An 18,696-nucleotide genomic window follows, 5' to 3' on the forward strand; every position below is an offset into this window, starting at 1 on the left:
TAGCGCCGATGGTACTGCATTTATGTGGGAGAGTAGGTCGCCGCCTTTCTTAATCTTATTTATTTAAGATTTTATAAGCCTCAATTCTTTACGAATTGAGGCTTTTTTTATGAAAATAATTTATATATTAGGATATAATGGATCAAGTCATAAACTTGTGGAATTTTTAGGATTAGGCATAAATATTAGATAGTCTAAAGAGAAAGAATTCTATATTTCTAACGCCACTAAATTGTGCTCTAAAGGCTTTAATTTTGGCATTAAAATATTCAGCAGAAGCATTTGTACTTCTATTATCAAAGTAGTTGAGTATTTTTTATAATGTATTGACATTATTCTAGCTATTGTATTGAAACTTTTAAACTTCCACAGATTTTGTAACACTGTCTTTATATATAAGTTTACTATGTTTTATATAGCAACTAAATCTCCAGAAACATCTTTTGAAGGTAATTCTGTTTTACCCATTAAATAAACGTCTACTTGTCTTGCTGCTTCTCTACCTTCAGAAATTGCCCATACAATTAGTGATTGTCCACGTCGCATATCTCCAGCAGTAAATATGTTTGGTACATTCGTTTGGTATTTACCATACGCTGCTTTATAGTTAGAACGCCCATCTCTTTCAACACCTAATTTATCAGCCAAAGTACTTTCTGGCCCTGTAAAACCAAGAGCTAATAAAGCTAAATCACAAGGCCACGTTTTTTCTGTGCCTGCAATTTCTATTAATTGAGGTCTTTGACCTGGAATCATTTTCCATTCTACATTAACTGTTTTTAATGCAGTTAACTTTCCGTTTTTATCTTTAACAAATTCTTTTGTGTTTATTAACCAATTACGTTCTACACCTTCTTTATGAGAAGAAGAAGTTTTTAATTGCAAAGGCCAAAAAGGCCAAGGAGTTGTTGGTGAACGATGTCCTGGAGGTTTTGGCATAATTTCAAAATTAACCACAGATTTTGCTCCATGTCTATTTGAAGTACCAATACAATCTGAACCTGTATCTCCACCACCAATTACAATAACATCTTTATCTGTAGCTAATACTTGATCTTTTACTTCTTTACCAAATACTACTTTTGTTTGTTGTGTTAAGAAATCCATTGCTTGTACAACACCATCAGCATCAATACCAGGAGTTGGTAAACTACGTCTTTCTGTAGCACCACCACATAAAACAATTGAATCAAAATCTTTTAAATCTTTTACATCATAATTGACACCAACATTAATATTTGTTTTAATTATAATTCCTTCTGCTTCTAATATTGTAATTCTTCTATCAATAATCCCTTTTTCTAATTTAAAGTTAGGAATTCCGTAACGCAATAGACCACCAACTTCATTATCTCTTTCGAAAACTGTAACTGTATGACCAGCTCTGTTTAGTTGTTGTGCTGTTGCTAAACCTGCTGGCCCAGAACCAATAATAGCAATTTTTTTTCCTGTTCTGTTCTTTGGAGGTTGTGGTTTTATCCACCCTTCTTTAAAAGCACGTTCTACAATATTTTTTTCAATATTTTCAATTGATACTGGATCTTCAATAATACCTAACACACAAGCTTGCTCACATGGAGCAGGACATAATCTTCCTGTAAATTCTGGAAAATTGTTTGTAGAATGTAATATCCATGAAGCTTTTTTCCATTCACCTTGATGTGCCATATGATTAAAATCTGGAATCAAGTTACCTAATGGACAACCACTATGGCAAAAAGGAATTCCACAATCCATACAACGAGAACCTTGCTTGGTAAGTTCTTTTTCTGAAAGAGGAACTGTAAATTCTTTATAATTTTTTACACGAACTTTTACAGAAGTGTATGTTTCATCTTGTCTTTCAAACTCTTTAAATCCTGTTACTTTTCCCATGACATTATGCTTTTGTTAATTCTTCAAACATTGGTTCTTCTGCTTTTAAACGTTTTAATGCTTTTTTGTATTCAATCGGCATCACTTTTACAAAGTTTTTTAAACTGGTATCCCAACCTGCTAATAAAGCAGCACCTTTTCTACTATCAGTATATAAAACGTGTTTTTCTATAGTTGCTTTTAATTCTGCAGCAACTTCTTCAGAAATTTCTTCAAATTCTATAGTTTCTGTATTACAAAGCCCGTTTGTAAATTTCTTCTCTGGATCATAGATATAAGCAATTCCACCACTCATTCCAGCAGCAAAATTTCGTCCTGTTTTTCCTAAAACAACTATTTTACCTCCAGTCATATATTCGCAACAGTGATCTCCAACACCTTCTACAACTGCAGTTGCACCAGAGTTACGAACCGCAAAACGTTCACCCGCAATTCCGTTAATGTATGCTTCACCAGCTACTGCACCAAACATACAAACATTACCAACAATGATATTGTTTTCTGCTAGAAAGTCTGCTTTTGCTGGTTTTTTAATAATCAATTTTGCTCCGGATAAACCTTTTCCTAAATAATCATTTGTATTTCCATCTAAAGTAAATGTTAATCCATGTGCACCAAATGCTCCAAAACTTTGTCCTGCAGAACCAGTGAAATTGATGTTTAAAGTATCTTCTGGTAAACCTAAATGACCATATATTTTTGAAATTTCATGACTTACAATTGCACCAACAGTTCTGTTTGTGTTTTTGATAGGGTATGCTAAATTCATTTTTTCTTTTCTATATAAGGCTCTGTGTGAGTCTTTTAATATAGTGAAATCTAAAACGTTTTCTAAATTATGATCTTGTTTTTCTGTATTCCTAATTGGCATTTTACTATAAGCAGCTGGTCTGTGTAATATGCTAGATAAATCTAAACCTTTTGCTTTATAATGTTTTATTGCCTTGTTAGAATTAATTTTATGCGTTTGCCCAACCATTTCTTTTAAAGTTCTAAAACCAAGTTGAGCCATTATACTTCTTAATTCTTCAGCAATATAAAAGAAGAAATTAATAACGTGTTCTGGTGTTCCTTTAAAGTTCTTACGTAATTCTTTATCTTGAGTTGCAATACCAACAGGACAGGTGTTTAAGTGACATTTTCGCATCATAATACAACCAGAAGCAACTAAAGGAGCTGTTGCGAAACCAAATTCTTCTGCACCTAATAATGCTGCAATTGCAACATCTCTACCTGTTTTTAACTGACCGTCACATTCAACAACAATTCTACTTCTTAAATTATTTAAAACCAGCGTTTGTTGTGCTTCAGCTAAACCAAGTTCCCAAGGTAATCCCGCATGTTTTAAAGATGTTAAAGGAGAAGCTCCTGTTCCACCATCATAACCAGCAATTAATACAACATCAGCTTTTGCTTTTGCTACACCAGCAGCAATTGTACCAACTCCAACTTCAGAAACTAATTTTACATTAATCCTTGCTTCACGATTTGCATTTTTTAAATCGTAAATTAATTGTGCTAAATCTTCAATAGAATAAATATCGTGATGTGGAGGAGGAGAAATCAATCCTACAAAAGGAGTTGAGTTTCTTGCTGCAGCAATCCAAGGTAAAACCTTTGACCCAGGTAATTGACCACCTTCACCAGGTTTAGCTCCTTGAGCCATTTTTATTTGTATTTCTTTTGCACTAGATAAATAGTGTGAAGTAACCCCAAATCGACCTGATGCGACTTGTTTTATTGCAGAGTTTCTACTATCTCCATTTATGTCTTTTTGAAAACGTTTTCTGTCTTCTCCACCTTCACCAGAATTAGATTTACCACCAATTCTGTTCATGGCTATTGCTAAATTTTCATGCGCTTCTCTAGAAATTGATCCATAAGACATTGCACCCGTTTTAAAACGTTTTACTATATCTGTCCAAGGTTCTACTTCATCTAATGGAATTGGATCTAGGTTGTCAAATTGAAACAAACCACGAATTGTCATTAAACTTTCTGACTGTTCGTTAATTACTTTCGCATATACATCATAACTTGCTTGATCACTTAATCTAACAGCTTGTTGTAATTTGGCAACAGTTGTTGGGTTAAATAAATGACGTTCTCCATTTCTTCTCCATCTATAATCTCCACCAACATTTAAACCTAAATTTTTATCAATTTGATTATCTGGATATGCTTGTTTGTAACGTTGATCGATTTCTTTTTCAATTTCATATAAACCAATACCTTCAATTCTTGAAGCTGTATAAGGGAAATATTTTTCTACAAATTGAGAGTTGAAACCTACAATTTCGAAAATTTGAGAACCTCTATAAGAATGTAATGTAGAGATTCCTATTTTGTTCATTACTTTTAAAACACCTTTACCGATAGCTTTGTTGAAATTATCAACAGCACCTTGCTCATCCATACCAGTAATAAAACCTTCTTTAACTTGAGTTCTAATGATTTCATTAACCATATAAGGATTAATAGCACTTGCGCCATACCCAAATAAAGTAGCAAAATGATGTGGTTCTCTAGGTTCTGCCGATTCAATAATAATGTCGAAAAAAGAACGTTTTCTTAAACGATTTAATTGATGGTTTACAAAAGAACAGGCTAACAAAGCAGGAATAGGTGCTAGTTCTTGATTAACGCCTCTATCAGAAAGAATAATAATATTTGTTTTTCGTTCTAATGCCTTTTCAACCTTAATAATAATTGCATCTAAAGCGTCTTCTAGACCGTTTAAACCTTTGTCTTTTGAATATAAAATCTCGATTGTTTCAGCTTTGAAACCATCAATATCTATATTTCTAATTTTTTCTAAATCACCATTAGAAATAACAGGATTCTGAATTTTTAACTTTCTACACTGTCTTTCTGTAATGCTGAAAATATTTCTATCCTTCCCTAAAGATAAACTTATATCTGTAACAATTTCTTCACGAATACCATCTAAAGGTGGATTTGTAACTTGTGCAAATAATTGTTTAAAGTAGTTTGAAATTAATTGAGGTCTATCAGATAATACTGCTAAAGGAGTGTCAATACCCATTGATCCTAAAGCTTCTTTACCAACAATTGCCATTGGTGTAATTACTTCTTGAATGTCTTCAAAAGTATAATTAAATAAACGTTGACGCGTTTTAACATCAATAGTTTCTATTGGACAAGTTTCATTAGTATCTGGAACATCTTTTAAATGTAAACGCGTTTTATCTAACCATTCTTGATAAGGTCTTTCTGAAACAATTTTACTTTTTATTTCTTCATCTTGAATGATTCTTCCTTCATTCATATCTACCAAGAACATTTTTCCTGGTTCTAATCTACCATGTTCTTTTACATCTTCTGGAGCAACATCTACAACACCAATTTCTGATGACATAATTAAGCTTCCACTTTTTGTAACTGTATATCTAGATGGTCTTAAACCGTTTCTATCTAATAAAGCTCCTATATAATCACCGTCTGTAAAAGGTACAGATGCAGGTCCATCCCAAGGTTCCATTATACAACCATTGTATTCATAAAAAGCTTTACGCTCTTTAGACATGGTTTTATGTTTTTCCCAAGCTTCAGGTATCATCATCATCATAATTTCTGGTAATGAACGACCGGTGTGAGTTAATAACTCAACAACCATGTCCATAGAAGCAGAATCTGATTTCCCTGGTAATATAATTGGAAATAATTTATCTATTTGTGGCCCAAAAACATCACTTTTCATGATTTCTTCTCGAACACGCATTCTACTTACATTACCACGTAAAGTATTAATTTCCCCATTCTGGCACATGTGTCTAAATGGTTGTGCTAATTCCCAAGTTGGCATTGTGTTGGTGGAAAAACGTTGATGAACTAGAGCTAAACGAGTAACTAAATCTTTTTCTTGTAAATCTTTATAGTAAGGTCCAATATCTTCAGGCATAATAATACCTTTATAGATAATGGTTGTTATAGAGGTGCTAGAAACATAAAAGTATTTACTTTCAGAAACTTTAGAATTTCTAATTTCATGTTCTGCTACTTTACGAGCGATATATAATTTCGCTTTAAAAGTTGCTTCATCTATATATTCAGTTTTTCCAACAAAAAGTTGTTCTATATTTGGTTCTGATGCTAAAGCAATTTCTCCTAATTGAGAAGAATCTACTGGTACTTCTCTCCATCCTAAAATAGAAAGTCCTTGTTCTTTTATTTCGTTTTCAAATGTAGTTTTACAAAAATTATATTGATTTGTGTTTTTAGGTAAAAACACCATAGCAACTGCATATTCTCTTTGTTCGGGTATTTGAAAATTACAAACACGGTTAAAATATGTATGAGGAATATCTATTAATAAACCAGCTCCATCTCCTGTCTTTCCGTCTGAACTAACACCACCTCTATGTTCTAGTTTTACTAGTATTTCTAGGGCGTCATGTATAATTTGATTTGTCTTCTCTCCATTTAAATTACAGATAAATCCTGCACCGCAATTTTCGTGTTCAAATTCGGGTAAATATAAGCCTTGTTTCTCCATGTTCTATTGAATTATATTGGCTAATTTATATTTTTTATTGAGAAAAAGTCAGTGTTTTCAAGGTTGAAATATAATTTTTATGATGAAATCAAAATTTTGCTATAAATAATTCACTAATAATAATTAAAGCATTTAATATTGAGAAAATGGTAATAAATAGGAAAACCTGCAAATTTATCATTTGCAGGTAAAATAATAAGTGTTTTTATTGATTAATGCTCGTTTAAACGAAAATCTGGATAAGCATCCATACCGTGTTCATGGGCATCTAAACCTTCTAATTCTTCTTTTTCACTTACTCTAATTCCTACAGTCTTCTTAAGTGTAAAAATAATAATGAAAGAAGACGCTATACAGAATGCGGCATAACATGCTACCCCTAATAATTGTATTAAGAATGTGTGTTCTGGATTTGTAGAGAAAATACCTACAGCTAATGTTCCCCAAATACCACAAATTAAGTGTACAGCAATTGCTCCTACTGGGTCATCCAATTTAATTGCATCTACAAATGAAACAGCAAACACAATTAATATTCCAGCAATTGCTCCAATAATAATAGCGCTTTCTGGTGTCATAACATCTGCACCAGCTGTAATACCAACGAGCCCTCCTAAAATACCGTTTAAGAACATTGTTAAATCTAAATTCTTGTATTTAATGAAAGAGACTAAAGCAGCTACAACACCACCTGCAGCAGCAGCTAAACAAGTTGTAACTAAAGTTAAAGAAGTCAATTCTGGATCTGCAGATAAAACTGAACCACCATTAAAACCAAACCAACCTAACCAAAGAATTAAAACTCCAGCAGTTGCTAATGGTATATTATGACCAGGAATTGCTTGTGGTTTACCTTTTTTAAATTTACCAATACGTGCGCCTAAAAGATATACAGCAACTAAAGCGGCCCATCCACCAACAGAGTGTACTAATGTAGAGCCAGCAAAATCATAGAAGCCTATTTGGTCTAAAAATCCACCACCCCATTTCCAAGAACCAGCAATTGGGTATATTAAACCAACATAAATAATTGTAAAAATCATAAATGGTCCAATCTTCATTCTTTCTGCTACTGCACCAGAAACTATTGTTGCGGCTGTAGCTGCAAACATTCCTTGAAATAAGAAGTCTGTCCACCAAGTATAACCACCTTCTGCATATTCTGCTGTCATTCCATTTTCTGGAGGAGTAATACCAAAACCAGCAAAATCAATAATACCTACAGAACCTTCTGCGAAACCAGGGTACATTAAGTTAAAACCACCAATATAATAAAGTAGCAAACCTACAGTAATGATAAAGATGTTTTTAAATAAAATGTTAATTGTATTTTTTTGTCTTGTTAAACCTATTTCTAAAAATGCAAAACCTGTGTGCATAAAGAAAACTAAAGCTGTACAGATCATCATCCATACGTTATTTGTTGTAAGTAATTCCATTTTTTTTTATTTAGATTTTTTCTTTAAAGTTTCACCACCTTTTTCCCCAGTTCGTATTCTGTATACTTCAGAAATATCTGATACAAAAATTTTACCATCACCAACTTCTCCAGTAGCTGCAGACTTTAGCAATGCGTTTATGGTAATTTGTTCAAAATCATCATTAACTACTATTGTAATATGTCTACGTTGAATGTCACTTGTACTATAGCTAACACCTCTATAAACATGACCTTCTTTTTCATTACCTAAACCTGTTACATCCCAATAAGAGAAGAAGTTTACATCTACTTGAAGTAGTGCTTCTTTAACAGCAGGAAATTTTGATTTTCTTATAATCGCTTCGATTTTTTTCATTATAAATAATTTAATTTTGTTTGTATATTAACCTACGAGGGTATTATAGCCTCGTAGGTTTGTTTTAATAGTTTTAGAAAGAGTAAACTGCAGCTAAAGTTGCTCCTGTAACATTATCTTTTCCAAAGAAAGTAACGTCATTAGAAGTGTCGTATCTTACTTCTGAAATTAAATTTAAGCTAGAAGTTAAAGATTTATTAGCTGTAAGAGTGTAAGCAGATTGACTAGTATTTCTAGTTCCAGAAGTTGTTGTGTAAAATTCTGTCCTTAATCCTAATGAGAAAGTGTCAGAGAATGTGTTTTGTAAATATAAAGCTACACCTTGGTAGCCAGAATCTGCATCACTTGAGTTAGCGTACCCTGCATTAATTCCTAAAAAGAAAGAACCTGATAAATCGAATCCACCTGTATAGTCTAAATATAAAACATCTGTAAATCCAAAACCATCTGCACCATAGGCAAGGTTGAAGTATTGATCTTTATAACCAGTTTGAAAACCTAATTGATAATCGCTTGTTGTGTTTGCACCAGCTGTAATTCCATGTGGATTTGTAACCGCAAGCATAAAAGATAAATCTTCAGATGCTGCATAATCAAGTTTTAACCCTGTATGTGAAAAAGGACCTGCATTAAATAAATAAGATACAGAGTAATTGAAGTTTCCTGCGGGAGAAATCACCTCATAACCATAAAATGTATTAAATTGTCCTAAAGTTATTTTTAACTTATCAGTTGCATAATAATAAGCATATAATTGGTTGATAGCCCCGTTGTATGCATTTGCTGCATTTGCTCTTGGACCATAAGCTAAATCAGCTACAACTCCTGCTTTTCCTTTTTCGTAAGAAAAAACGGTGTTTACCATACCTAAACCAAAACCGTTTGCAGGTACATCAGATAAAACTCCAACAGAACCTAAAGATCCGATTTTAAGATTACTACTGTGATATACGTCTACTGTTCCACTTAATGTGAAAGTTCCTTTGTCTTCTTTTTCCTGACCAGTTATTATTAAACTACTTACTAATAATAAAGTAAAAATGATTTTTTTCATAATGTTAGTTCTTTTAAGTTTTGTTTTTATTTTAATTGAACGTGGCAAATGTATATTTTTTGTTTTAATTTTTTGGGGTGTGTTTCTTAAAAACAATATATACTGAATTTTAACCGTCAAAAAATATAGGTATATTTTAAGATATGTTTATTTTTATTCTTATTAAGGGTTATAATTATAGGGTTGTTAAATAAGTGTGATGAAATTTTGTGATATTCATAAAAATGCATGTTTTGTAAAAAAAAATGTAATTATTGTACTTTTGCATTATGAAATACTCATTTTCTTATATAGTTTGTTTGCAATTTTTAGGTTTTCGTTTTTCTGGATGGCAAAAACAGACCAATGCAAAGACATTGCATGATATGGTTGATAAGTCGTTGTCTTTTGTTTTTGAGGACTTTAACTTTAAAACAATTGGTGTGGGTAGAACAGATGCAAAGGTTTCTGCCAATTCTTACTACTTACAATTGTTTATAGATTCTGAAATTGAAGAAAAAGAGTTCTTAAAGTCATTGAATTCTAACTTTTCGCCTGATTTTAGAGCGGTTTCGGTTCAAAAAGTTGCCACTAGTTTTAATATTATACAGTCTTCTAAAGTTAAAGAGTATCATTATTACTTCTCTTTTGGTGATAAGAATCATCCTTTTGCTGCGCCTTTTATTGTAAATATTGATGAAATCCTGAATATTGAATTAATGAAAACTGCTGCAAAGTTGTTTGAAGGCGAGCATTATTTTCATAAATATTGCACCAAACCAAGCGAGCAAACAATTTTTAAAAGAATTATTGATTCTTGTGAAATTGTAGAAAATGATATTTTAACTGCTAACTTCTTTCCTGAAACGTCTTATATATTAAAGGTAAAAGGAAAAGGGTTTTTGAGATATCAAATTCGATTAATGATGGCTACTTTGTTTGAAGTTGGTAAAGGAAATTTAGGTTTGCAATTTATAGAAGATTATTTAAAAGAAGATAATGATAGAAAATTCCTGCGAAATATTGCACCTTCTTCTGGTTTGCAATTATTTGATATTGAGCTTGAACTATAGTTTTAAATAAGCTTGCGTGAGCGATTGAAGTGACATCCTTTTTTGAAGTATGAAAAAAAGATATAGTGGAAAGCGCGGTTTTTGTTTTTCACAAAAACACGCCCAAAAGAAAAATCCATCTTTTTAAAAGATGGATTTTTGAATACTATATATAAGGTTAAATTTATCCTTTGATAATTCCTCTAGAAATTACAATTTTCTGAATTTCTGAAGTTCCTTCGTAAATCTGCGTAATTTTCGCATCACGCATTAGGCGTTCTACATGGTAGTCTTTTACAAAACCGTTTCCTCCGTGAATCTGAACAGCTTCTACAGTGTGTTCCATTGCAACTTTCGAGGCATATAATTTTGCCATTGCAGAAGACATGTCGTAATTATTGCCTTGGTCTTTGTCCCAAGCGGCTCTCATAACTAACATTCTTGCAGCTTCGATTTCTGTGTGCATGTCTGCTAATTTGAAGGCAATTGCTTGATGATTGCAAATTTCAGTTCCAAAAGCTTTACGCTCTTTAGAATATTTTAAAGCCAATTCATAAGCACCTGCAGCAATACCTAAAGCTTGTGCAGCTATACCAATTCTACCTCCAGAGAGTGTTTTCATAGCGAATTTGAATCCGAAACCATCTTCACCAATTCTGTTCTCTTTTGGTACTTTTACATCGTTAAATTGTAAAGTATGTGTGTCTGAACCACGAATTCCTAATTTATCTTCTTTAGGGCCAACATGAAAACCTTCAGTTCCTTTTTCGACAATAAAAGCATTGATTCCTCTATGTCCTTTTTCTCTGTCTGTTTGTGCAATTACTAAATAAACATCTGCACGGCCACCACTTGTAATCCAGTTTTTTGTACCATTAATTACATAATGATCTCCTTTGTCTTCTGCAGTAGTTGCTTGTGAAGTTGCGTCTGAGCCTGCCTCTGGCTCACTTAAACAAAATGCACCAACAAATTCTCCTGTAGCTAATTTTGTTAAATATTTTTGTTTTTGTTCTTCGTTTGCATAAGATTCTAAACCATAACAAACTAAAGAGTTGTTTACAGAAACAATTACGGAAGCAGAAGCATCAATTTTTGATAATTCTTCCATAATTAATACATAAGAAATAGCGTCCATTCCACTTCCTCCGTATTTTGGGTCTACCATAATTCCTAAAAAGCCCAAATCCCCCATTTTTTTAACTAATTCTTGTGGGAATTCTTGCTTGTTGTCTCTTTCTATTACGCCAGGTAATAACTCGTTTTGTGCAAAATCTCTTGCAGCATCACGTATCATGATGTGTTCTTCTGTTAGGCTAAAATCCATTTTGTATTTTTATTTTATTCGTAATATTCGAGTACAAATATATAGATTTCGTAACGTATTTTAGGTGATGATTTATTATTTTTACAGATATGATTGAAAATGAAGTTTTTGCAATAGGAGTTATGTCTGGAACTTCTTTGGACGGTTTAGATTTAGTGTATGTGAAATTTGATAAAAAAAAACTTTCAGATTTTGATATTTTAGCATCAGAAACGGTTTCTTATTCTGATGAATGGAAAAATAAACTTCAAAATGCAATTTCATTTTCTGATAAAGAATTAAAAAAATTAGATTTTGACTATGGAAGATTATTAGGAGGAATAATAAATAATTTTATTAATACATTTAATATTGATAATATCAATTTTATTGCTTCTCATGGGCATACTGTTTTGCATCAACCAGAAAAAGGAATTACGCTTCAAGTTGGTGATGGGCAAATTATTGCAGATATAACAAAGCAAAAAATAGTTTGCGATTTTAGAACTCAAGATGTAAAATTAGGCGGCCAAGGAGCACCTTTAGTTCCAGTTGGTGATGAGTTGTTATTTTCTGAATATGATTACTGTTTAAACCTTGGTGGCTTTGCAAACGTTTCTTTCCAAAAAGGAAATGAAAGAATTGCTTATGATATCTGTCCTGTAAATATTGTGTTGAATAAATATGCAGAACAATTAGGTTTTGAGTATGATGATAAAGGAAAAATTGCATCTAACGGAATATTTTTAATGGCTTTGGAGTCTGATTTGCGTTTATTGTCTTATTATAAAGAGAAACCGCCAAAATCTTTAGGTTTAGAATGGGTTAAAAAAGAAATTTTCCCAAGGTTAGAATCATCAAATCAAAAACCAGAAGATTTGTTAAGAACATTTACAGATCATATAGCTTGGGCAGTTGCAAATGAACTGCCAAAAAACGCAAAAATTTTGGTTACAGGTGGTGGTGCATTTAACGATTATTTGATTTCAAAAATTAAACAAAAGAAAAAAACAACCTTAATTATTCCTTCAGCAAAAATAATTAATTTTAAAGAAGCATTAATTTTTGCTCTTTTAGGGCTGTTACGTATTGATAATCAGGTTAATTGTTTAAAATCGGTAACCGGCGCAAGAGAGAATCACTCTTCAGGTGTTATTTTTATGCCTAAATAATTATTAAAATAAATAATTTGAACAATCACTTTTTTACAGTAAGTTTGTTAGAATTAATTTAAACTAATTAAAATTATTTTATAATTATGAATCAACTTTAACTTTTTAAAGATATAATAACTCGGAAAATTGTAAGAAAAAAATTAAACTAAAAGTTGAATACCATTAAATAAAGAAATGAAAGAATTACTTAAAAAATACGAGAATAAGCAACCAGAAATCGTTTTTCATTGGAAAGACCAAGAAACGAATGCAGAAGGTTGGACAGTTATAAACTCATTGAGAGGTGGAGCAGCAGGTGGTGGAACAAGAATGAGAAAAGGTTTGGATAAAAATGAGGTTTTATCTTTAGCTAAAACAATGGAAGTGAAGTTTACCGTTTCTGGACCCGCAATTGGTGGTGCAAAATCAGGAATTAATTTCGACCCAAATGATCCAAGAAAAAGAGGTGTTTTAGAACGCTGGTATAAAGCGGTTACACCTTTGTTAAAACATTATTATGGAACTGGAGGAGATTTAAATGTGGATGCAGATAAAGATGTAATTCCTATTACAGAAGATTGTGGTGTTTGGCATCCGCAAGAAGGAATTTTTAATGGACATTTTAAACCATCTGAAGCAGATAAAATTAATAGAATCGGACAATTACGTCTAGGAGTTATAAAAGTACTTGAAGACAAACAGTTTTCGCCAGATTTATTAAGAAAATATACAGTTGCAGATATGTTAACTGGTTACGGTGTTGCTGAAGCGGTAAAGCATTATTACGATATTTACGGAGGGAAAATTGAAGGAAAACGAGCAATCGTACAAGGTTTTGGAAACGTAGGTTCCGCAGCAGCTTATTATTTAACACAATTAGGTGCTAAAGTTGTTGGAATTATAGATAGAGATGGTGGTGTAATTAATGAGGAAGGATTTTCTATGGAAGAAATGACAGCTTTATTTTTGTCTAAAGACGGTAATAAATTAGTTTCAGAAAATATGATTCCTTTTGATGAAATCAATCAAAAAGTATGGAGTTTACCTGCTGAAATTTTTATTCCTGCAGCTGCATCAAGGTTAGTTTCTCAAAGCCAAGTTCAGCAAATGATTGATACTGGTTTAGAGGTAATTTCTCCAGGAGCAAATGTTCCTTTTGCAGACAAAGAGATTTTCTTTGGCCCAATTATGGAATATACAGATAAACATTTAAGTTTGTTACCAGATTTTATTTCTAACTGTGGTATTGCTAGAGTTTTTGCATATTTAATGGAAGCAAGAGTAGAATTACCAATGCAAGACAAAGCAATTTTTGATGATACTTCAAATATCATTAAAAAGGCTTTGCAGAAAACATTTAATAAAAGTGCGTCAAAAACTAAAATTTGTTCAACAGCATTTGAAATAGCATTAAAACAATTAATATAAACTAAACTTACTAAAAATGGAATCAGTAATTATTATTGTATTTGTAATGGGGTATCTAGCCATTACACTAGAGCATAATTTAAAATTAGATAAATTAATTCCTGCCTTAATTATGATGGCAGTTTGTTGGGCTTTGGTATCTCTTGGAGTTGATAATTTTTCTAATTGGTTTGATTCCGCTAATCATGGTTTAGTTGATGGTTTTGCATCAATGGCGCATGATGATAAGTTACATTTAGTTGAAGAAACGTTATTACATCATTTAGGAAAAACTGCAGAAATTTTAGTTTTCCTTTTAGGAGCAATGACTATTGTTGAAATTATAGATTATTTCGATGGTTTTTCTACTATTAAAGGGTATGTAAACTTTAAGGGTAAAAAGAAACTTTTGTGGATGTTTTCAATTTTAGCATTTATTTTATCTGCAATTATCGATAACTTAACAGCAACTATTGTATTGATTTCAATCTTACAAAAAATTGTTAAAACAAGAGATGATAGAATTTGGTTTGCAGGTATGATTATTATAGCTGCAAATGCAGGTGGAGCTTTTTCTCCAATTGGAGATGTAACAACCACAATGCTTTGGATTGGAGATAAAGTAAGTACAGGAATGTTATTTACTTATTTATTTATTCCTTCATTGTTATGTATGGTTGTACCAACTTTCATTGCAACTTTTTTACCTGCATTTAAAGGTGAAATAGATTTTGATGAAAATGAAGTTGAAAAACCAAAAAGCCAACACAGTGCAAGAATGCTGTATTTAGGTTTAGGAGCAATTTTATTTGTACCTGTTTTTAAGACAGTTACGCATTTACCACCTTATGTGGGTATGATGTTGTCTTTAGGGATTGTAGCTACATTTGCGGAAATTTATAGTAATTCTAAATTTTCTATTTCTAGTATAGAAGGAGAAGAGGCAGAAGAACATGCTTCAGAAGCACATCATAGTCCAGTTCATGCATCATTATCTAAAATTGAAATGCCAAGTATTTTATTTTTCTTGGGAATTTTAATGGCAGTAGCAGCTTTAGAGTCTTTAGGGATTTTATTTAACTTTGCAGATAGTTTAAAACAAGGGATTCCATTAATTGGTTCAGAGTTAGATGGAACAGTTGTTTCTGATTTAGTAGTGATTTTATTAGGAATCGGTTCTGCAGTTATTGATAATGTACCACTAGTGGCAGCAAGTTTAGGAATGTTTTCTGAAGGGTTAGATAATCCTTTATGGCACTTTATTGCTTTTTCTGCTGGTACAGGAGGTTCTATGTTAATTATTGGTTCTGCAGCAGGTGTAGTTGCAATGGGGATGGAGAAAATAGATTTTTTCTGGTATATTAAGAAAATATCTTGGTTAGCACTAATTGGTTTTTTAGTAGGTTCATTAGCTTTTGTAATAATTAGATCATTTGTCTAAAAGAAATAAAATAAATTTAAAATGTCATTTTGTAAAATTACAGAATGGCATTTTTTTTGATATTAAGAAAAATTGATTCTTTAATTTTTAAAACAATTTTAAAAAATAAAAGTCGTTAGTAGGTAAGAACTAAAAAATAATAATAAATGTTGTCATTTTTCCAAGAAAATAAAGAATTGTTAGAAGAAGCAGTTTCCGAAGAAAAAACATTATCAATCTATAAATTAATTATGGATGGAGGTTTAGGAGGGCAAATAATAATAGCAATCCTCTTTGTGTTATTAACTGTTGGTTTGTATATTTATTTTGAGCGATTCTTCGCCATAAAAGCAGCTTCTAAAGTAGATAAAAACTTTATGGATAAAATTAGAGAATATGTTTCTAATGGGAAATTAGAATCTGCAGACGCGCTTTGCAAAAGTAAAAATACACCAACGGCACGTTTGATTGGTAAAGGAATCTCAAGAATAGGAAAACCTTTAGACGACATAAATACTGCTATTGAAACTGCAGGTAAGTTAGAAGTTTATCAACTTGAAAGAAATGTAAGTGTTTTAGCAACTATTGCTGGCGCAGCACCAATGATTGGTTTTTTAGGAACTGTTATTGGAATGATTGTTGCAATTCACGAAATAGCAAACGCTGGTGGTCAGATTGATATAAAATTACTTTCAGATGGTTTGTATACTGCTATGACAACAACAGTTGCGGGGTTAATTGTAGGTATTATTGCTTACATAACCTATAACCATTTAGTGGTTAGAACGGATAAAGTTGTATATCAAATGGAAGCTAAATCTGTTGAGTTCTTAGATTTGTTAAACGAACCAGTATAAATATGAACTTACGTGGAAGAAATAAAGTAGACCCAACATTCAATATGTCATCCATGACAGATATTGTTTTTTTATTGTTGATATTTTTTATGCTTACTTCAACATTAGTTACTGTAAGTGCTATTGATGTTTTATTACCAAAAGCTGGTGGAAAAACTGAAAACAGTAAATCTGTTGCAATTTCAATTACAAATAAATCGCTTTTTTATATTAATAAAACAAAAGTTAGTTCAGCTAATTTAGAAAGTGAAATTTTAAAAGAAGTTGGTACAGATAAGAAGAAAACTATTATTATTAGAGGTGATAAAGATGCGCCTTATAAAAATGTTATGAAAGTTATTGATATTGCAAATAAGAATAAATTAAAAATGATTTTAGCTGTAAAAGGTAAATAAAATGCCAGTTCTAGATACCAAACATAAACGTAAATCAGCAGTAATTACTGCGCTTATTCTGTTGCTTTTAATCTTCGGTATTTTTAATTACGGAATGCAATATTTAGATCCTCCAGAAGAATATGGTTTGACAATAAATTTTGGTGACTCAAATGTTGGTAGCGGAAAACCAGTTGTAACATCAAAAAAGGCAGCTTCAAAAGAAGTTGTAAAAAAAGAAGAAGTTGTAGAAGAGGTAAAAGAAACACCTAAAGAAATTATCAAAGAAGAAATTATTACAAATGATACTTCTAAAGATGTTCCTGTTGTAGAAAAAGTAAAAGAAGAAAAGAAAGAGCCAATAAAAGAAGTTGTTAAAGAAGAAGTAAAACCAAAAGTGAAGCCAAAGCCATCTAAAGAAAATCAAGATGCATTGAATAAACTTTTAAATGGAAATTCTTCAGATGGTAAACCAAAAGGTGAAGGAGATGATGAGGTTGAAGGTGTAAAGGGTGAAAAAGATGGCGATCCTACTTCTAATAAGTATTATGGAAATACAGGAAATGGTTCTGGAGGAAATTATAATCTAGCAGGAAGAAAAGCATTATCTAAACCTAAAGAACAACCAGATTGTCAAGAAGAAGGTATAGTAGTTGTTAGAATTACGGTTGATAAGAACGGAAGAGTAATTAGAGCTACTCCTGGGGTAAAAGGAACTACAAATTCCGCACCTTGCTTGTTTAAGCCAGCAAAAGAAGCGGCTTTAAAAACAAAATGGAATTCAGATAAAGATGCGCCTAAAGTTCAAACAGGAACTATTATTTATAAGTTTACTTTGTCAAAATAATCAACCTTCTTAAGAAACCTCTTACTTTTATAACTTGTAGGTTGAGCGTAAGTGTTTAGCGAATCAACTAATCTAATTTGCTCTTCATAGATAGTTGAGCTTTTATTCAAAAAATACTGTTAGATATTTGTATTATAATAATTAGTATTTATTAAAAAAAAAAGAATACACACATAATGAAGAAAAAAGTAATTATAGTTTCTGGGTACTTTAACCCAATTCATAAAGGACATTTAGAGTATTTTAATAACGCAAAAGCATTAGCAGATGAACTATTTGTAATTGTTAATAGCGATTTTCAAAGAGAATTAAAAGGATCTAAAGAGTTTCAAAAAGAAGAAGAACGATTGTTTATTGTACAGAATATTAAAGCTGTAGATAGAGCAATGATTTCAGTTGATAAAGATAGAACTGTTTGTGAGTCGATTCGTACTGTTTTCGAAACATATGATGAAGAATATCAATTAGGATTTGCAAACGGTGGTGATCAAGATAATAACTCAATTCCAGAAGCTCCAGTATGTAAAGAATTAAAAATTCAATTAATAGATGGTCTTGGCGATAAAATACAATCATCATCTTGGTTATTAAATAAAGAGTAAGAATATGAGAGTAGGTATAACTTTTAGTTCGTTTGATTTATTTCATGCGGGTCACGTTAAGATGTTAGAAGAAGCAAAACAAGAGTGTGATTATTTAATTTGTGGTTTACAAACAAACCCTACTATAGATCGTCCAGAGAAAAATATGCCAGTACAATCTGTAGTGGAACGTTACATTCAGTTAAAAGGGTGTAGGTTTGTGGATGAAATTATACCTTATGCTACAGAGCAAGATTTAGAAGATATTTTACGTTCTTTTAAAATTGATGTTAGAATTATTGGAGATGAATATGTCAGTAAGAAATTTACGGGTAGAAAATATTGTGAAGATAAAGGTGTGGATTTATATTTTAATAAAAGAGAACATCGTTTTTCTAGCAGTGGTTTGAGGAGAGAGGTTCAAGAAAAGGAAAATTTAATTATAAAAGAAAAAAAACTTTAAAATAAGATTCACAAG

At 31.6% G+C, this 18,696-nt stretch carries 16 protein-coding genes; 9 read left to right on the plus strand and 7 right to left on the minus strand.

Annotated features, from left to right (window positions below):
* Positions 1-172: 172 nt before the first annotated feature.
* From V3V28_RS14700 to V3V28_RS13825, 6 genes are all read right to left on the minus strand, one after another.
* Positions 173-313, minus strand: coding sequence for a transposase (locus V3V28_RS14700; protein WP_442957532.1), 141 nt, complete (start codon positions 311-313; stop codon positions 173-175).
* A gap of 98 nt (positions 314-411) precedes the next feature.
* A complete protein-coding gene (locus V3V28_RS13805; RefSeq protein WP_331365598.1) occupies positions 412-1,875 on the minus strand; it encodes a glutamate synthase subunit beta in 1,464 nt (487 codons plus the stop codon).
* A 4-nt stretch (positions 1,876-1,879) separates the two neighbouring features.
* A complete protein-coding gene (gltB, locus tag V3V28_RS13810) occupies positions 1,880-6,391 on the minus strand; it encodes a glutamate synthase large subunit (protein ID WP_331365599.1) in 4,512 nt (1,503 codons plus the stop codon).
* A 212-nt stretch (positions 6,392-6,603) separates the two neighbouring features.
* Positions 6,604-7,830 carry an ammonium transporter gene (locus tag V3V28_RS13815; protein WP_331365600.1) on the minus strand — a complete coding sequence of 409 codons (1,227 nt, stop codon included), beginning with the start codon at positions 7,828-7,830 and terminating at the stop codon, positions 6,604-6,606.
* Between the two features lie 6 nt (positions 7,831-7,836).
* On the minus strand, positions 7,837-8,187 hold the full coding sequence (locus V3V28_RS13820) for a P-II family nitrogen regulator (protein WP_331365601.1): 351 nt from the start codon (positions 8,185-8,187) through the stop codon (positions 7,837-7,839).
* Positions 8,188-8,260: 73 nt separating this feature from the next.
* On the minus strand, positions 8,261-9,241 hold the full coding sequence (locus tag V3V28_RS13825; protein ID WP_331365602.1) for an outer membrane beta-barrel protein: 981 nt from the start codon (positions 9,239-9,241) through the stop codon (positions 8,261-8,263).
* 269 nt (positions 9,242-9,510) lie between these two features.
* Here V3V28_RS13825 and V3V28_RS13830 point away from each other — a divergent pair, with 269 nt between their 5' ends.
* The gene (locus V3V28_RS13830; protein WP_331365603.1) at positions 9,511-10,293 is read left to right on the plus strand and encodes a tRNA pseudouridine(38-40) synthase TruA; all 783 of its coding nucleotides are present in this window, start codon (positions 9,511-9,513) and stop codon (positions 10,291-10,293) included.
* Between the two features lie 163 nt (positions 10,294-10,456).
* Here V3V28_RS13830 and V3V28_RS13835 read toward each other — a convergent pair whose 3' ends face one another.
* Complete coding sequence (locus V3V28_RS13835) at positions 10,457-11,599, minus strand: acyl-CoA dehydrogenase (protein ID WP_331365604.1); 1,143 nt, start codon at positions 11,597-11,599, stop codon at positions 10,457-10,459.
* Positions 11,600-11,688: 89 nt separating this feature from the next.
* Here V3V28_RS13835 and V3V28_RS13840 point away from each other — a divergent pair, with 89 nt between their 5' ends.
* The 8 genes from V3V28_RS13840 (at position 11,689) to V3V28_RS13875 (ending at position 18,681) form a co-directional block, all read left to right on the plus strand.
* A complete protein-coding gene (locus tag V3V28_RS13840) occupies positions 11,689-12,750 on the plus strand; it encodes an anhydro-N-acetylmuramic acid kinase (protein ID WP_331365605.1) in 1,062 nt (353 codons plus the stop codon).
* A gap of 177 nt (positions 12,751-12,927) precedes the next feature.
* Positions 12,928-14,160, plus strand: coding sequence for a Glu/Leu/Phe/Val dehydrogenase dimerization domain-containing protein (locus V3V28_RS13845; RefSeq protein ID WP_331365606.1), 1,233 nt, complete (start codon positions 12,928-12,930; stop codon positions 14,158-14,160).
* A 16-nt stretch (positions 14,161-14,176) separates the two neighbouring features.
* Complete coding sequence (nhaD, locus tag V3V28_RS13850; protein ID WP_331365607.1) at positions 14,177-15,580, plus strand: sodium:proton antiporter NhaD; 1,404 nt, start codon at positions 14,177-14,179, stop codon at positions 15,578-15,580.
* Positions 15,581-15,726: 146 nt separating this feature from the next.
* Entirely contained in the window at positions 15,727-16,416 is a 690-nt protein-coding gene (locus tag V3V28_RS13855) for a MotA/TolQ/ExbB proton channel family protein (RefSeq protein ID WP_331365608.1), read from the plus strand.
* Positions 16,417-16,418: 2 nt separating this feature from the next.
* A complete protein-coding gene (locus V3V28_RS13860) occupies positions 16,419-16,811 on the plus strand; it encodes an ExbD/TolR family protein (RefSeq protein ID WP_331365609.1) in 393 nt (130 codons plus the stop codon).
* Position 16,812: 1 nt separating this feature from the next.
* Positions 16,813-17,637, plus strand: a complete 825-nt coding sequence (locus tag V3V28_RS13865; RefSeq protein WP_331365610.1) for an energy transducer TonB — start codon at positions 16,813-16,815, stop codon at positions 17,635-17,637.
* Positions 17,638-17,813: 176 nt separating this feature from the next.
* On the plus strand, positions 17,814-18,239 hold the full coding sequence (locus tag V3V28_RS13870) for an adenylyltransferase/cytidyltransferase family protein (RefSeq protein WP_331365611.1): 426 nt from the start codon (positions 17,814-17,816) through the stop codon (positions 18,237-18,239).
* Between the two features lie 4 nt (positions 18,240-18,243).
* A complete protein-coding gene (locus V3V28_RS13875; RefSeq protein ID WP_331365612.1) occupies positions 18,244-18,681 on the plus strand; it encodes an adenylyltransferase/cytidyltransferase family protein in 438 nt (145 codons plus the stop codon).
* Positions 18,682-18,696 lie beyond the last annotated feature (15 nt).

Source organism: Polaribacter sp., assembly GCF_036480315.1.
Lineage (GTDB): Bacteria > Bacteroidota > Bacteroidia > Flavobacteriales > Flavobacteriaceae > Polaribacter.

Coding starts and splice junctions, on each gene's coding strand:
- V3V28_RS13805 (WP_331365598.1), bottom strand. CDS start 1,875: ATGGGAAAAGTAACAGGATTTAAAGAGTTTGAAAGACAAGATGAAACA.
- gltB (WP_331365599.1), bottom strand. CDS start 6,391: ATGGAGAAACAAGGCTTATATTTACCCGAATTTGAACACGAAAATTGC.
- V3V28_RS13815 (WP_331365600.1), bottom strand. CDS start 7,830: ATGGAATTACTTACAACAAATAACGTATGGATGATGATCTGTACAGCT.
- V3V28_RS13820 (WP_331365601.1), bottom strand. CDS start 8,187: ATGAAAAAAATCGAAGCGATTATAAGAAAATCAAAATTTCCTGCTGTT.
- V3V28_RS13825 (WP_331365602.1), bottom strand. CDS start 9,241: ATGAAAAAAATCATTTTTACTTTATTATTAGTAAGTAGTTTAATAATA.
- V3V28_RS13830 (WP_331365603.1), top strand. CDS start 9,511: ATGAAATACTCATTTTCTTATATAGTTTGTTTGCAATTTTTAGGTTTT.
- V3V28_RS13835 (WP_331365604.1), bottom strand. CDS start 11,599: ATGGATTTTAGCCTAACAGAAGAACACATCATGATACGTGATGCTGCA.
- V3V28_RS13840 (WP_331365605.1), top strand. CDS start 11,689: ATGATTGAAAATGAAGTTTTTGCAATAGGAGTTATGTCTGGAACTTCT.
- V3V28_RS13845 (WP_331365606.1), top strand. CDS start 12,928: ATGAAAGAATTACTTAAAAAATACGAGAATAAGCAACCAGAAATCGTT.
- nhaD (WP_331365607.1), top strand. CDS start 14,177: ATGGAATCAGTAATTATTATTGTATTTGTAATGGGGTATCTAGCCATT.
- V3V28_RS13855 (WP_331365608.1), top strand. CDS start 15,727: ATGTTGTCATTTTTCCAAGAAAATAAAGAATTGTTAGAAGAAGCAGTT.
- V3V28_RS13860 (WP_331365609.1), top strand. CDS start 16,419: ATGAACTTACGTGGAAGAAATAAAGTAGACCCAACATTCAATATGTCA.
- V3V28_RS13865 (WP_331365610.1), top strand. CDS start 16,813: ATGCCAGTTCTAGATACCAAACATAAACGTAAATCAGCAGTAATTACT.
- V3V28_RS13870 (WP_331365611.1), top strand. CDS start 17,814: ATGAAGAAAAAAGTAATTATAGTTTCTGGGTACTTTAACCCAATTCAT.
- V3V28_RS13875 (WP_331365612.1), top strand. CDS start 18,244: ATGAGAGTAGGTATAACTTTTAGTTCGTTTGATTTATTTCATGCGGGT.